General features: G+C 62.9%; 12 protein-coding genes and 1 pseudogene. 6 read left to right on the top strand and 7 right to left on the bottom strand.

Annotated elements, in window-relative coordinates; genetic code table 11:
- The first annotated feature begins 7 nt into the window (after positions 1-7).
- Both EJ068_RS29480 and EJ068_RS29475 read left to right on the top strand, forming a co-directional pair.
- Complete coding sequence (locus tag EJ068_RS29480) at positions 8-1,444, top strand: glycosyltransferase family 1 protein (protein ID WP_129554950.1); 1,437 nt, start codon at positions 8-10, stop codon at positions 1,442-1,444.
- A 238-nt stretch (positions 1,445-1,682) separates the two neighbouring features.
- On the top strand, positions 1,683-2,237 hold the full coding sequence (locus EJ068_RS29475) for an HdeD family acid-resistance protein (protein ID WP_126083168.1): 555 nt from the start codon (positions 1,683-1,685) through the stop codon (positions 2,235-2,237).
- An 11-nt stretch (positions 2,238-2,248) separates the two neighbouring features.
- Here EJ068_RS29475 and EJ068_RS29470 read toward each other — a convergent pair whose 3' ends face one another.
- Together EJ068_RS29470 and EJ068_RS29465 are read right to left on the bottom strand one after the other, a co-directional pair.
- Positions 2,249-3,232: a bifunctional riboflavin kinase/FAD synthetase gene (locus tag EJ068_RS29470; RefSeq protein ID WP_129554949.1), complete on the bottom strand. Its 984-nt coding sequence runs from the start codon at positions 3,230-3,232 to the stop codon at positions 2,249-2,251.
- A 32-nt stretch (positions 3,233-3,264) separates the two neighbouring features.
- Entirely contained in the window at positions 3,265-4,113 is an 849-nt protein-coding gene (locus tag EJ068_RS29465; RefSeq protein WP_129554948.1) for a TIGR01459 family HAD-type hydrolase, read from the bottom strand.
- 282 nt (positions 4,114-4,395) lie between these two features.
- Between EJ068_RS29465 and EJ068_RS29460 the strand changes: the two genes are divergently transcribed.
- The 3 genes from EJ068_RS29460 to EJ068_RS29450 all read left to right on the top strand — a co-directional run bounded on the left by EJ068_RS29460 (position 4,396) and on the right by EJ068_RS29450 (position 9,015).
- Positions 4,396-6,294, top strand: a complete 1,899-nt coding sequence (locus EJ068_RS29460; RefSeq protein WP_129554947.1) for a pilus assembly protein TadG-related protein — start codon at positions 4,396-4,398, stop codon at positions 6,292-6,294.
- A 27-nt stretch (positions 6,295-6,321) separates the two neighbouring features.
- A complete protein-coding gene (locus tag EJ068_RS29455; protein ID WP_189512577.1) occupies positions 6,322-8,295 on the top strand; it encodes a pilus assembly protein in 1,974 nt (657 codons plus the stop codon).
- Positions 8,296-8,382: 87 nt separating this feature from the next.
- Entirely contained in the window at positions 8,383-9,015 is a 633-nt protein-coding gene (locus EJ068_RS29450) for a LysE family translocator (protein WP_127251600.1), read from the top strand.
- Between the two features lie 77 nt (positions 9,016-9,092).
- On the opposite strand, the gene EJ068_RS29445 is transcribed toward EJ068_RS29450, so the two are convergent.
- Positions 9,093-9,917, bottom strand: coding sequence for a DUF2189 domain-containing protein (locus EJ068_RS29445; protein WP_126083173.1), 825 nt, complete (start codon positions 9,915-9,917; stop codon positions 9,093-9,095).
- Positions 9,918-10,084: 167 nt separating this feature from the next.
- On the opposite strand from EJ068_RS29445, the gene EJ068_RS29440 reads away from it, so the two are divergent.
- Positions 10,085-10,591, top strand: a complete 507-nt coding sequence (locus EJ068_RS29440; protein ID WP_127251601.1) for a CAP domain-containing protein — start codon at positions 10,085-10,087, stop codon at positions 10,589-10,591.
- Between the two features lie 44 nt (positions 10,592-10,635).
- Here the strand turns inward: EJ068_RS29440 and EJ068_RS33560 are convergent, their stop codons facing one another.
- The 4 genes and pseudogenes from EJ068_RS33560 to EJ068_RS29430 all read right to left on the bottom strand — a co-directional run bounded on the left by EJ068_RS33560 (position 10,636) and on the right by EJ068_RS29430 (position 13,200).
- A complete protein-coding gene (locus tag EJ068_RS33560; RefSeq protein WP_245463499.1) occupies positions 10,636-10,989 on the bottom strand; it encodes a 2OG-Fe(II) oxygenase family protein in 354 nt (117 codons plus the stop codon).
- Between the two features lie 47 nt (positions 10,990-11,036).
- Entirely contained in the window at positions 11,037-11,249 is a 213-nt protein-coding gene (locus tag EJ068_RS33555; RefSeq protein ID WP_245463278.1) for a hypothetical protein, read from the bottom strand.
- A gap of 139 nt (positions 11,250-11,388) precedes the next feature.
- Positions 11,389-11,496 (bottom strand): annotated as a pseudogene (locus EJ068_RS33550) (2-oxoglutarate and iron-dependent oxygenase domain-containing protein); the annotation flags it as partial.
- Between the two features lie 171 nt (positions 11,497-11,667).
- On the bottom strand, positions 11,668-13,200 hold the full coding sequence (locus tag EJ068_RS29430; protein WP_127251602.1) for a DHA2 family efflux MFS transporter permease subunit: 1,533 nt from the start codon (positions 13,198-13,200) through the stop codon (positions 11,668-11,670).
- Between the last annotated feature and the right edge of the window lie 306 nt (positions 13,201-13,506).

The following is a 13,506-nucleotide window of genomic DNA, read 5'->3' as shown; positions in this document are numbered from 1 at the left end:
CCGGCTGATGCGGCTTGTCGTCGACCTCACCAGCATGGCGCGCTGGCTCGGCCCTCCGGTCGGCCTGGTTCGCGTGCAGCGGCACTACAGCGCGGCCGCGGCCGCGTTCACGGCCTCCGATGTGGCGTTCACGGTGTTCGACCCGGTCGACCGGGTCCTCAGGCAGGTCTCGCCGCAACTGGCGGCGGAAATCATCGCCGGAGACATCTCATGCGATATGCATTTTTATCCGGACCCTGCCCGCGTCAAGGTGCAGTTTTACGATCGATGGCCGAACTGGGCGCGGCAGGCGCTGATGGCGATCATAAGACCGCGCCGGATCCTAATAACGGAAATCGGCGCGTTCACCCGGCACAATCCGGACAGCAGTCTTGTTCCCTTGCTTGAGCGGATCGAAAACTGGCTGATGAAGCCCAACGAGCGACGGCTGGTCGCTCGCGACGATGGTTCACGCGTCCGGATCGTGCCGCTGCGGACGGTGGCCGGCAACGAATACGAGCCGGCGCCCGGCGACCATCTGCTTTTGATGAACAATGATTGGTCGCACACCGATATCGGCGTCATTTCGCGCGCGTGCTGCTCGGCAGGCGCGAGACTGATCGTGCTGTTGAACGATATCATCCCGATCCAGTTTCCCGACTGGTACAAGCGGCATGACGTCAAGCGATTCACGGACTATGTGGCTCTGGCGATCACGCTGGCGGACCGGTTCATCCTGACGTCGAAGCGCGTCACCGCCGACATGGAGGAGCATGCCGCCGGGCTCGGCCTTCACCTGCCGGACCTGAAACTGGTTCCGCTCGGCTGCGACAGCGCACGCAAATCGAAGGCCGGCGGCCCCCTGCCGGACGGACTTGAGACAGGTCGCTACATCCTGTTCGTTTCCACCATCGAACCGCGCAAGAACCATTCGTTGCTCATGGACGTCTGGCGGCGCCTCGTTCAGGACGGAACGGTCGCGCATAGCGGCATGAAGCTGGTTTTCGTCGGCCGCAGCGGCTGGATGGTCGATGGGGTGCTTGAGAGGCTTCACAGCCATCCCGACTACGGCCAGAGCCTCATCCATCTTGACAACGTCGATGACGGGACATTGTCCCTGCTCTACCAAGACAGCGCGTTCTGCGTGTACCCGTCGCTCTATGAGGGATATGGACTGCCGCCCGTCGAGGCGCTGGCCTACGGAAAGGCGCTGATCGCCTCGACAGGCGGAGCCATCCCCGAAGTGGTCGGTCCATTCGGACTCTGCCTTGACCCACTCGATGTCGAAGGATGGGAAAAGGCCATGCGGGAATGGATCACCTCGCCTGAGGTCCGGACTTCCTATGAAGCGAAGGCCGGCGAATTCACGGCGCGAAGCTGGGAGCAGGCTGGCCGGGAGACACTGGAGGCCACGCTTGCGCCGTTCCCGGATAAAGTCACGCCGGCGCGAGAACGAGCGCCTTAGTTTCACCGTTTCACGGAAACGGCGAACCGCTCTATCTCCTCGTTTTCACGCAATTCCCGGCGGAAGGCTACGGCGAACGCGCCGAACCTAACCGCTCACACTTTTCCTGGAGTTGCTCCAGGCTCGGGCACAGCCCGGTCGCCCGTGGGTTCCGCTGTGTTGCTGGACGGACAATGCCATTCAGTCTAGCTTCCTTTCACCGCACGACCGGTGGTGAATTTTCGAGGGAGATGAAACCATGACTTTGCCAAGCGACGCTCTCAGAGACGCAATCGGCCAGACGCGGGACAAATGGGGATGGTTCGTGGCGCTCGGCGTGCTGCTGCTGATCTTCGGCGGCATCGCCTTCGGCAATCTGTTCATCGCCACCGTCGCCTCGGTGTATGTCGTCGGCTGGCTTATGCTGATGGCTGGCATCATCGAGATCATCCACGCTTTCGGGGTCAAGACCTGGGGACGTTTCTTCTATTGGCTGCTGAGCGGCCTGCTCTACGCCGTCGCCGGCTTTTTCGCGTTCGACAACCCGCTGCTCGCCTCGGCGGTGCTGACGCTGCTGCTGGCCATCGCGCTCATCGCCTCGGGACTTTTGCGATCCTGGGTAGCCTTCAGCCACCGGCCGGAGCAAGGCTGGGGATGGCTGCTCGCGGCCGGCATCATCACCATTCTGCTCGGCCTGATGATCGCCATGGGCTGGCCGGTCAACAGCCTTTGGGTGCTTGGCATCTTCCTGGCGATCGACCTGGTCTTCCAGGGCTGGAGTTTCATCGCCATCGGGCTGGCCTTGAAGCGGTAAGCGACAGGCGATCAGAACGCGATTTCGGCGTCCAGTTGCGAGAGCGGGCGCACGCCCGCCAGGAGCGCCCTCGCCTCTGCCTCGTCCGTTTTCATCTGCGCCACCAGCGCGTCGAGGCCGTCGAATTTGAGTTCCGGCCGCAGGAAGCCGAAGAACGATACCTCACACGTCTCGCCATAGAGATCGCCGGAAAAATCGAAGACGTAGGTCTCGAGCAGCGGCGCGCCATTGTCGTCGACGGTCGGGCGGCGGCCGAAGCTGGCGACGCCGTCATGAAGCGTGCCGTCGGCACGGCGGAAGCGGACGGCGTAGATCCCCTCCCTGAGGGCGGCTTCCGACGAAAGCCGCATATTGGCAGTCGGGAAACCGAGCGTGCGGCCAAGCTGCTGGCCGCCGATCACCTCGGCCTCGACAGTGAAACGGTAGCCGAGCAGGCCGGCGGCCTCCTCCACCTTGCCTTCGGCGAGCAGTCCGCGGATGCGGCTCGACGAGACCACTTCGGCGCCTTCATCGCGGAAGGCGTCGACGAGCGTCACGCCGAAGCCATGCCGTTCTCCCGCCGCCATCAAGAAGGCCGGGCCGCCCTGGCGGTCCTTGCCGAAATGAAAGTCGAAGCCGGTAACGGCATGGTGGATGCCGAGATTCTTCTCCAGCACATCGGTCACGAACGCCTCGGCGGAGAGCGAGGCGAAATCGCGCGTGAAAGGCTGCTCGACCAGGGCGGCGAAGCCAAGTCCGGCGAGCAGCCGCGCCTTCATCGGCGGCGGCGTCAGCACGAAGAGCGGCACCTGTGGCCGGAACACCTTGCGCGGATGCGGCTCGAAGGTGAGCACCAAGGCGGGCACGCCATTGCGGCCGGCCTCAGCCAGCGCGCGCTCCAGGACGGCCTGATGGCCGCGATGGACGCCGTCGAAATTGCCGATCGCCACGACGCCGCCGCGCAAATGCGCAGGCAGCGGCGCGGCTGTGGAAAGACGTTTGAAGGCTTGCGTCATGTCAAAGCGCCCGTCATGGCCAGACTATCAACTTATTGCAGGCGCGGAATGACGGCGACCGGCCGGTAGCCGTGCTTTTCGAGAAAGGCCGCCAGCCTTGCGGGATCGTCGCCATGCTCACGCGCGTGGATGCCGCCGGAGACATAGAGCACGTCAAAGCCGTTGTCGGCCGCGCCCTTGACATCGGTCATCATGCCGTCGCCGATGGCGAGAACCTCGCTTCGCTCGACGGCGCGGCCGAGCAATCCGGCAACCTCCTTCATGGCGACATGGTAGATCGGCGCGAAGGGCTTGCCGGCAATCAGCGTGCGGCCGCCCAGTTGCGCGTAATCCCGCGCGAGCGCGCCGGCGCACCAGATGGTCCGCTCGCCGCGCTCCACCAGGATATCCGGATTGGCGCAAATGAACTGCAGGTTGCGGGCGCGCAGCCGCTGCAGCAGTTCGGCATAGTCGGCGGGCTTCTCGACCTCGTCGTCATAGAGACCGGTGCAGACGACACCCGAGGCCTCGAATTCCTCGACGAGATCGATATCGAGCCCGTCATAGAGCGTAAAATCGCGCTCCGGCCCGATATGGAAGATCCGCCTTGGGCCGTCGGCGATCAGGTCGCGCGTCACGTCGCCGGAAGTAACGACCCGGTCACAGGCGTCGGCGGGAACACCGATCACCTTCATCTGGGCGATGACGTCGGCGCTGCGGCGTGGCGAATTGGTGATCAGCACGACAGGCACGTTGGCCGCGCGTGCCCGGGCAAGCGCGGCGGCGGCCGCCGGAAAATGCCATTCGCCATTGTGAACGACGCCCCAGACGTCGCACAGTATGGCCGCGTAGCGCCCCGCCAGATCGTCGAGCGAAGCGATGATGTCGGGCGAATCCGCCATGCCGTGTCCCTGATTTCGATTCCTGGCAGGCCGCGACAGACTGTCGGCCACGGCGGTCCCGCATAACCGAAGCGTTTGATCCTGTCACGAGCTTTCCAGATCACCACAGGCCGGAGCGTCGATCTCGCTCGCACGGACACACAGGGTTAACGCGCAGTCAAAAAGGCGGTGCGTTCTTGATGGTTTCGCGCAAGCTGAAATTTAACGATTTATGACCATGGTACGACAGCAATTGCGACCATGGTCGTATCTCGGCACGGATCCTTGGCGGGGGTAAATGCAATGATCCGCGATTTTTTTCGCGACAGGCGGGGTAACTACGCCTTGATGACAGTCATCACGATGATACCGCTGATGGGCGGCGTGGCGATCGCCGTCGACTACACCGAGTTGATCAGGCAGAAGCAGGAAACATTGAACGCGCTCGACGCGGCGGGTATCGCAACGGCACAGCAGATCGTCGCCGGCGCCAGCGACGCCGATGCCAAGTCCTATGCCAAAACCTTCTTCGAAGCCAACCTCAGGCACGTCCTTCCCGCAAACACGGCGCTGACGGTGACCCTACCGAACAACAATGCGGGCGGCGGCACGCTGGTCCTCGAAGCCGCGCTGCAATACAAGCCTTATTTCCTGCCGGCTGCGGTCGCGCTACTTGGCGGAACGCCCGGCCAGACGACCGTCAACTTCTCGGCCAGGTCCGAGATCCGCCTCAAGAACACGCTGGAAGTGTCGCTGGTGCTCGATAATTCGGGCTCGATGAGCGACATCTCCCCCACTGGAGGCCAGCAACGCATAGCGCTGCTCAAGACCGCCGCTACCGAACTGGTGAACATGCTTGCCGGCCAAGCGGATCTGATGAGACAGATCGACAGGCCAGTGCAGTTCTCACTGGTGCCGTTTTCGGCTTCGGTCAATGTTGGTCCAGCCAACAAGGATAAAGCCTGGATGGATCTGGACGGCATTTCACCGATCCATCACGAAAATTTCGATTGGACGAAGATGTCCAAGACCGCTTCTGGCGATCCAAACAAGTATATTGACAAGGTTGGCGACGCTTACTGGAAGCGCGGCAGTGGTTGGGGCGCGGGACAGAACACCCCAATGACCCGCTTCAAGCTCTACGAGGAGATGACGGCCACGACCCGGACCTGCACCAAGAAGCGGTCCAATGGCAGTTGCCAAACCTATTCTACCCCCACAACCGGACAGTATGAAGCCTGGAAAGGCTGTGTGGAGGCGAGGCCTTATCCCTACAATGTCGACGACACGACGCCGACAGCGAGCAAGCCCGCCAGCCTGTTCGTACCGATGTTCGCGCCGGACGAAGCAGGTAATCTGTGGACCGATAGCACACGCACCAGCACGAATTCCTGGGGCTACAGCAACAACTGGTGGATAGATTCGAGCGACGGTCTGTCGGTGCCTCAACGCCAAGCGGATATGCGGAAATATTTCCTAACCAAACCGTACGACGCTTCGACCGTGTCGGCAGACGACGGCCCCAACGCAGGTTGCACGACGAGCCCGATCACACCGTTGCAGGATGTAACGACGACCGCTGGTAAGCAGACGATCCTCGGCGCCATAGATGCGATGACACCTACCGGCAACACCAACGTGCCGGAGGGACTCGCATGGGGCTGGAGGACTCTCTCCAGCAATGAGCCCTTCACCGAGGGCAGAGATAACAATGAACGAGGTAACGACAAGGTCGTCATCGTGCTGACGGACGGTGCCAATACCTACAGCTCAGTCAACGACAGCAGCTATGCCAACAACAGATCGACCTATGCCGCCTATGGATATACAGGATTGGCATATCTCGGTTCGGGCTCGGTGACCCGCCTGTTCATGAACACCAGCTCAGCCGTCGGCAAAAGCACCTATACCGACGCGAACTATACCGCCGCTCTCGACGAGCAGATGCAAACGCTATGCGCCAACGCCAAGGCCAACAACATCATCGTCATGACGGTTTCCCTTGATCTCAGCATTCAAAAAACAGCCGAGAAGAAGGCGATCTCGGCGCTTACGGCCTGCGCATCGGATTCGCGGTTCCGCAGGGATCCAACCGACCCGAGCAAGCCGGCGAAGTTGTTCTGGAACTCGACCGGCGCCACGCTGTCGGACGACTTCAAGGCGATCGGCAGCGAATTGTCGAACCTGCGCATCGTCAGTTGAGCACATTAAGCGGGGGCGCTCGAGCAGATGCGCAAATTCTGGCATCAATTCCGCCGTGACCGCCGCGGCAACTATGCCCTCGTGACGGCAGTCGCCATGGTTCCGCTGATGGGAGCCTTGGCGGTGGGGGTCGACTTCACCGAACTCAACCGCGAGAAGCAGATGGTGCTGAACTCGCTCGACGCAGCCAATTTCGCTGCCGCGGGGCGGCTTTCGCAAGGGGCGACCGACGACCAGATCAGGGCCTACGCGGTCGGCTTCTTCAACTCCAACCTCAATGGTGTCGATCCCGCCAACATTGCGCTCGATGTCACGCTGCCGAGCAGCCAGACAGGCGGCGGCTTGATGAAGCTTTGCGCGACGCTCACCTATCATCCCTATTTCCATCCGGCGGCGGCGCTGCTCAGCGGCGCATCAGACGGCGACGCGCACAAGCCGATCCAGGTCGAGATGTGTTCCCAGGTGCGGCTGAAGAACACGCTGGAAGTGGCGATGGTGCTCGACAATTCGGGCTCCATGACAACGCCCGGCACCGGCTCGGGACAGAAGCGCATCGACCTGCTCAAGCAGGCCGCCAAGCAACTCGTCGACACGCTGGCGCTGCAGGCAGCGCAGATCAAGCAGATCGACAAGCCGGTGCAGTTCAGCCTCGTGCCATTCGCGGCCTCGGTCAATGTCGGGCCGAGCAACGACAACGCCCCCTGGATGGACACCTACGGGCTGTCGCCGATCGCCAACGAGAATTTCGACTGGTCGACGCTAAACGCCCCCGACAAATACGCTCAGAAAATCAACGGCATCTGGTATAAAAAAGGCACCGGCTGGGGTCCGGCGGAAGGCCAGATATTGACCCGATTCGAGCTCTATCGGGATATGAAGGTCGTCACCAGCCACGAACGCATCGCCGGCAGCAAGCGGGTCGTCTGCGACAAGTACCGATCCAATCATACCTGTTCCGATAGCCACGACGAATACGACTACAACGACACCTATGGCCCGTTCGCCAGCTGGCAGGGTTGCGTGGAAGTGCGGCCATATCCCTACAATGTAGACGACACGCCAGCCTCCGGCGGCCCCAACAACACCGGCATCGGCGTCGGAGATCCGGCGACCATGTTCGTGCCGATGTTCGCGCCGGACGAACCCGGCAACCATTGGAAAGTGACGCAGGATCCCGACGAGCCGAACCCGGTCACCTACGGCGCCGCCAACAGCTGGTGGAACGACGACCCGTCGAGCACCACCGGCAAGACCAGGCAGTCGAACATGGCCAAGTATTTCATGCCGCGGCCGATCGATGCGCCGGTGCTGTCGAAGGGCGCGGGCCCGAACTACAGCTGCACCACCACGCCAATCACACCGCTCACCGATGTCACCCAGACCGATGGGCTCGCAGCCATCAAGGCGGCGATCGACCTGATGCAGCCCAACGGCAACACCAATGTGACCGAAGGCATGGCCTGGGGCTGGCGCACCGTCTCCAGCGCCCCGCCCTTCACCGAGGGGAGGCCGGAAACCGAGCGCGGCAACGACAAGGTGGTCATCGTGCTCACCGACGGCGAGAACACCTATTCGACGGTCAGCTCGGACCCGGCCGGCAACAAGTCGACCTATGCCGCCTATGGCTATACCGGCGTCGGCTATAACGGCACCTCGGTCACCCGCCTGTTCGGCGGCACATCGAGCGCGATCGGCCAGTTCAACTATTCGTCGAGCAACTACACCGCGGCGATGAACGAGCAAATGGCGAAGCTGTGCGACAATGCCAAGGCCGGCAATATCATGGTGATGACGGTGGCGCTCGACATGTCCTCGACCAGCTCGAGCGACCAGAAGGCCATGGCGGCGCTGAAAGCATGCTCTTCCGAGTCCCGCTTCCGCAAGGATCCGACCGATCCCAGTAAACCGGCAAAACTGTTCTGGAACGCAACGGGGGCGACGCTGTCCGACAACTTCAAGGAAATCGCCAACGAGTTGTCGAACCTGCGCGTGGTCGGGTAAGGCGAGCTGGCGTAAAGGGCAATCCCATCAAGCCCTTGCGACGTTTGACGAAGCGGCGCACATCTCGGGAACTTTCCGGAGATCCCGATGCCTGACGCCGCCAACCACCTCACCTTCGCGCTGATCTGCCTGGGCATGGTGCTCACACCCGGCCCGAACATGATCTACCTCATCTCGCGCTCGCTGTCGCAAGGGCCGAAGGCGGGGCTGATCTCGCTCGGCGGCGTGGCGCTGGGCTTCCTGTTCTACGTGATCTCGGCGGCCTTAGGCATCACGGCGCTGATCTTCGCCGTGCCTTTTGCCTACGACGCGCTGCGCTTCGCCGGCGCGCTCTATCTGTTGTGGCTCGCCTGGCAAGCGCTCAAGCCCGGCGGACGCTCGCCCTTCCAGGTCCGCGAATTGCCCAGGGACAGGCCGCGCAAGCTTTTCGTCATGGGGCTGATGACCAACCTGCTCAACCCGAAGGTCGCGGTGCTCTATCTGTCGCTGCTGCCGCAGTTCATCAATCCGGCCAAGGGCCATGTTCTGTCGCAGCTTTTGGTGCTTGGCGTGACGCAGATCTCGATCAGCCTCACCGTCAACGCCATCATCGCGGTGACCGCCAGCTCGATCGCGAATTTCCTTGCCGGACGACCGTTCTGGCTGGTCGTCCAGCGCTGGATGATGGGCACGGTGCTGACGGCGCTGGCGCTCAAGATGGCGACCGAGGCGCAGAGATAGGGCGCATTGATATTCAGGTGAGGCCGGCCGCGAATGGCGCCCTGACCTGAATCCCAACGCACCCTACGGGCCTACCTCTACATCGGGCGGCGCACCGGCCGGATCTGCTCCGGCTCGACCACCTTGCGGTAGAGGTGCCAGGTCGCGTGGCCGAGGATCGGCATGACGACGGCGAGTCCGGCAAACAGCGGGATCGAGCCGATCACCAGGAGCACGGCGACCGTCAGGCCCCAGAGGGCCATCGTCAGCGGATTGGCCATCACCACGCGGGCCGAGGTCTCGATCGCCGCGACGGCGCCGACGTCGCGGTCGAGCAGCAGCGGGAAGGCGACGACGGTGGTGCCTAGAACGACAGCGGCGAAAACGAAGCCGACGGCATTGCCGACGAGGATCAGCGTCCAGCCCTTGCCGGTCGTCAGCACGTCGCGCACGAAGGCACCGACCGAAGCAGGCGGCTCGGCGCCGAACAGGCTGGTGTAGAGCGACTGGGCGGTGAACAGCCACAACAGGAACAGCGCGAAGAGCAGGATGCCGATGACCGCGATCGACGGCAGCGCCGGCGAATGGCGCACGTCCAGCGCATGGTGCCAGCGGCTGCTCATCCCAAGCTCGCGCCGGCGGCTGATCTCGTAGAGGCCGATGGCCGCGAACGGACCGACCAGGGCGAAACCGGACATCAGTGGATAGACGAGCTGGATGGCGTTCGAGCCCGAGCTCCATTGCGTCAGGATCAGGCCGACGATCGGATAGATCAGGCACAGGAACACGTAATGCGAAGGCTTGGCCCAAAAATCCTCGGCGCCGAGCTTGAGCGCGTCCCAAAGATCCGCGGTCGAGATGTGGCGCACCGTGGGCTGAACATGTGCGCCGTACGCGTCCGTCATGACATGAAAACCGGCCATAACCGTCCTCCGTTTATATCGGGGGCGGTCACCGCCTGGGTGGCCGCCCATGGCTGCCACTTTCAAGAACGCCGGCATGATAACCGATCTTCCGCGAAAAGTCGCCGCTTCATGCGATTTTCATCGGTTGCCCGGCAAAAGCCACGATCGCCGGTATCAGAGACCGGATGAGCATCTCGACCACCGCCCTCCCCGATATGAACCGTCGCATGCTGATCAAGGCCGCTGGCCTTGCAGCACTTGCGGGCATCGCCGCCTGCAGCACGGTCACGGTGCCGACCGGCGAAGGCGCCGGCGTCTCTTCGTCCGCCACGGCGACGCTGGCCGGCATTCGCACCACGGCGGGGCTGCCAGCGCTGGTTCACGACACGCAGCTCGAACAGGCGGCGCTGCAGCAGGCCGGCTACATGGCTTCGCGCGAGCGCATGAGCCACACCACCGGTTGGGGCAAGGATTTCGCCTCGCGCATGAAGGACAATGGCGTGCGGGGCGCGGCGGCCGAAAACATCGCCGAAGGCCGCTTCGACCTGCAAAAACTGTTCGACATCTGGATGCATTCGGACGGCCACCGCCGCAACATGCTCGATCCGGACTTCAGCCGCTTCGGGCTCGCCTATGTGCGCGACGGCCGCGATCTTGCCTTGCGCTACTGGGCGCTGGTGCTCGGCCGATAGGCGTCGGCCCCCGCCCTATTTCGTCGTCGCCTTGAACTTGCCCATCAGATAGGGCCGGAGCGGACCGGCTCATATTTCGGCGCCTCTCCCTCGGACAGGCATGCGTCCAGAACCGCAATCTCGGCGTCCCAGTTCGGCTGGTGGAAGAAAGCCATCGATTGCCGGCGATCCTTGCCGCCCTGCTGCGCCGGCGGGTTGACGACACGATGCACGGTGGACACCCAACGATCGTTGGTCCAGCGCGCCATCAGGTCGCCGATGTTGATGACGAAGGCGCCGGACACTGGCGGCACCTCAGCCCATTCGCCGCCCGGCGTAACGATCTGCAGCCCGCGCGACCCTGGCTGCGGCAGCAGGATGGTCAGGCTGCCATAGTCGGTATGAGCGCCGGCGCGGATCTGGCCGGGCTTCGGCGCGACATGCTGCTCGGGATAGTTCAGCGCTCTCAGCGCGCTGATCGGCGCATCGAGGAAGGCGTCGAAATAGGTTCCGGCAAATCAAGCGCGGTGGCGAAGACCCGCATGATGCGCAGCGCAAGGTCCTCGAGAGCCGCATAATAGGCCTTCCAAGCTTCGATGAAGCCTTCGGGCTCGGCCGGCCAGATCGTCTCGGCGTAGCAGAAGGCCAGGGCCTCCGGGTCCTTGATGCCTGGAGGCACGCGGGGAGGTCCGCCGTTGAAGCTCTCCTTCAAGTCCGGCGGCGTGTCGACATTGCGGGATTTTGCCAGCGCCTCCCAGTTCGGGGCCGAGATATCCGTAGGGATAACCCTTGTAGGGCGCCTTCGAGCGCAGCTTTTCCTCTGGCGGCAGGTCGAAGAAAGCCTTTGCTTTCGACCAAGCGGCGTCGATCACAGCTTGCGGGACACCGTGGTTCTTGACCGCCAGGAAACCGGTGCTGCGACAGATGTAGTCGACCTCGCGGCCGAGCGCCTTCTTCCGTGCGGCGCTCGCGGTCTCGAATTGTCAGAGATCGAACACGGGAAATGACAGGTTCTGCATCACGTTCATCCAACCGCTCAACGCTGGAACGATGCAGCCTGACCCGGTCGTAATCTAGGACCAACTGGTGTGGCGGTCCTAGTCCATATGCGCCGCCGGCGCGCCGCCCGCCGGCGCCGCCTTGGGCTTGCGCAGCAGGATGACGAACGGGATCGCGGCCAGCGTCATCACCATCAGGATTTTGAAGTCGTTGATGTAGGAGATCATCATCGCCTGCGCATTCACCGCGCGGTCGACCTGCGAAAGAGCCGCGGCGTTGCCGCTCGCGGCCGCCGGCGAGGCAGCCCATAGGTTGGGATTGTAGGGGTTGATGAAGGCCGACAGCTCGGTGTGGTTGATCTGGGTGTTGCGCACCATCAAGGCCGCGACCACCGACACGCCGATCGACGAGCCCAGATTGCGCACCAGGCTGAACAATGAGGTGGCGTCCGTGCGGTAGCGGGCGTCGAGCGTGGCGAAGGCGACCGTCGACAGCGGCACGAACACCATGCCCATGCCGAGACCCTGGATGACGCCCGAGGTGAGGATCAGCCAATTGTCCATCTGCGGCGTGAAGCTTGCCATGGTGTAGAGCGACTGCGCGGTCAGCAGGAAACCGATGGCGACGAGGATCCTCGCATCGAACCTGTGCATGATGCGGCCGACGACCAGCATCGAGATCATCGTGCCGATGCCGCGCGGACCCAGCACGACGCCGATGGTCACGGTCGGATAGCCGAAGATGTTGGCCAGCATCGGCGGCAACAGCGACATCGAGGCCAGGATCAGCACGCCCATGACGAAGATGAAGCCCAGCCCGGTCACGAAATTGCGGTCGAGGAAGATCTTTGGGTCGATGAAGGGATGCTCTGCCGTCACCGTATGGATGATGAACACCCAGAAGCCTGTGAGCGACAGAGCAAGCTCGATCCAGATCTCGGCCGAGTTGAACCAGTCGACCTCGCCGCCGCGATCGAGCAGGAGCTGCAGCGCGCCGACGCCGAGCGAGAGCATGGCGAAGCCGAAGAAGTCGAAGCCGCGCACGCGCTTGGCGATGACGGGCAGATAGGCGGCCATGCCGAGGAAGGCCAGGATGCCGACGGGCAGGTTGATGAAGAACACCCAGCGCCAGTTGAAGTTTTCCGTCAGCCAGCCGCCGAGCGTCGGCCCCAGGATCGGCCCAAGCATGATGCCGGCGCCCCAGATCGCCATCGCCTGGCCGTGGCGCTCCTTCGGGTTGATGTCGAGCAGGAAGGTCTGTGACAGCGGCACGATGGCGGCGCCGAACACGCCCTGCAGCAGGCGGAAGAGCACGATCGTCTCGAGGCTCCAGGCAAGGCCGCAGAGCATGGAGAAGATGGTGAAGCCGACGACGGAGGCGAGGAACAGCTCCTTGCGGCCGAGCCGGTCGGCGAGCCAGCCGGTAACCGGCGTCATGATCGCCGCCGCCACGATATAGGAGGTCAGCACCCAGTTGATGTTGTCTGGCGACGCGCCGAGGTCGCCGGTCATGGTCGGCAGCGCGACATTGGCGATCGTGGTGTCGAGCGCCTGCATGATCGTCGCCAGCATCAGCGCGACGGTGATCAGCCCGCGATGCGGCACTTCCTTGAAGGCTTCCGGCGTGCTCATGATGCTGAACTTCCAGCGGGTAACAAAAACGTGTAGACTAGAGCATGATGCCGAAAAGTGTGATGCGGTTTTCGGACGACATCATGCTCTATCTCTTTGATTTAGAGCCGGATTCAGATTTCAGGTCGAACAGACCTGAAATCATCCGGCTCTAGGTTTCCGGGCGGCAATGCCTTCCGTAGAGAGACCTTCATCGCGGTGGGACGCGACCATCGATGTGGGGGTTACATCGACTGAAAGTCTCTGTTGGAGCGGATGCCTGCCGCCCGGAAACCTGAGGACCGACGGGTCCGTGACGAAGGTTTC

The sequence above is a fragment of the Mesorhizobium sp. M2A.F.Ca.ET.043.02.1.1 genome (assembly GCF_003952405.1).
GTDB lineage: Bacteria > Pseudomonadota > Alphaproteobacteria > Rhizobiales > Rhizobiaceae > Mesorhizobium.
This window is presented reverse-complemented; position numbering and strand designations above follow the sequence as displayed.

Coding starts and splice junctions, on each gene's coding strand:
- EJ068_RS29480 (WP_129554950.1), top strand. CDS start 8: ATGCGGCTTGTCGTCGACCTCACCAGCATGGCGCGCTGGCTCGGCCCT.
- EJ068_RS29475 (WP_126083168.1), top strand. CDS start 1,683: ATGACTTTGCCAAGCGACGCTCTCAGAGACGCAATCGGCCAGACGCGG.
- EJ068_RS29470 (WP_129554949.1), bottom strand. CDS start 3,232: ATGACGCAAGCCTTCAAACGTCTTTCCACAGCCGCGCCGCTGCCTGCG.
- EJ068_RS29465 (WP_129554948.1), bottom strand. CDS start 4,113: ATGGCGGATTCGCCCGACATCATCGCTTCGCTCGACGATCTGGCGGGG.
- EJ068_RS29460 (WP_129554947.1), top strand. CDS start 4,396: ATGATCCGCGATTTTTTTCGCGACAGGCGGGGTAACTACGCCTTGATG.
- EJ068_RS29455 (WP_189512577.1), top strand. CDS start 6,322: ATGCGCAAATTCTGGCATCAATTCCGCCGTGACCGCCGCGGCAACTAT.
- EJ068_RS29450 (WP_127251600.1), top strand. CDS start 8,383: ATGCCTGACGCCGCCAACCACCTCACCTTCGCGCTGATCTGCCTGGGC.
- EJ068_RS29445 (WP_126083173.1), bottom strand. CDS start 9,917: ATGGCCGGTTTTCATGTCATGACGGACGCGTACGGCGCACATGTTCAG.
- EJ068_RS29440 (WP_127251601.1), top strand. CDS start 10,085: ATGAGCATCTCGACCACCGCCCTCCCCGATATGAACCGTCGCATGCTG.
- EJ068_RS29430 (WP_127251602.1), bottom strand. CDS start 13,200: ATGAGCACGCCGGAAGCCTTCAAGGAAGTGCCGCATCGCGGGCTGATC.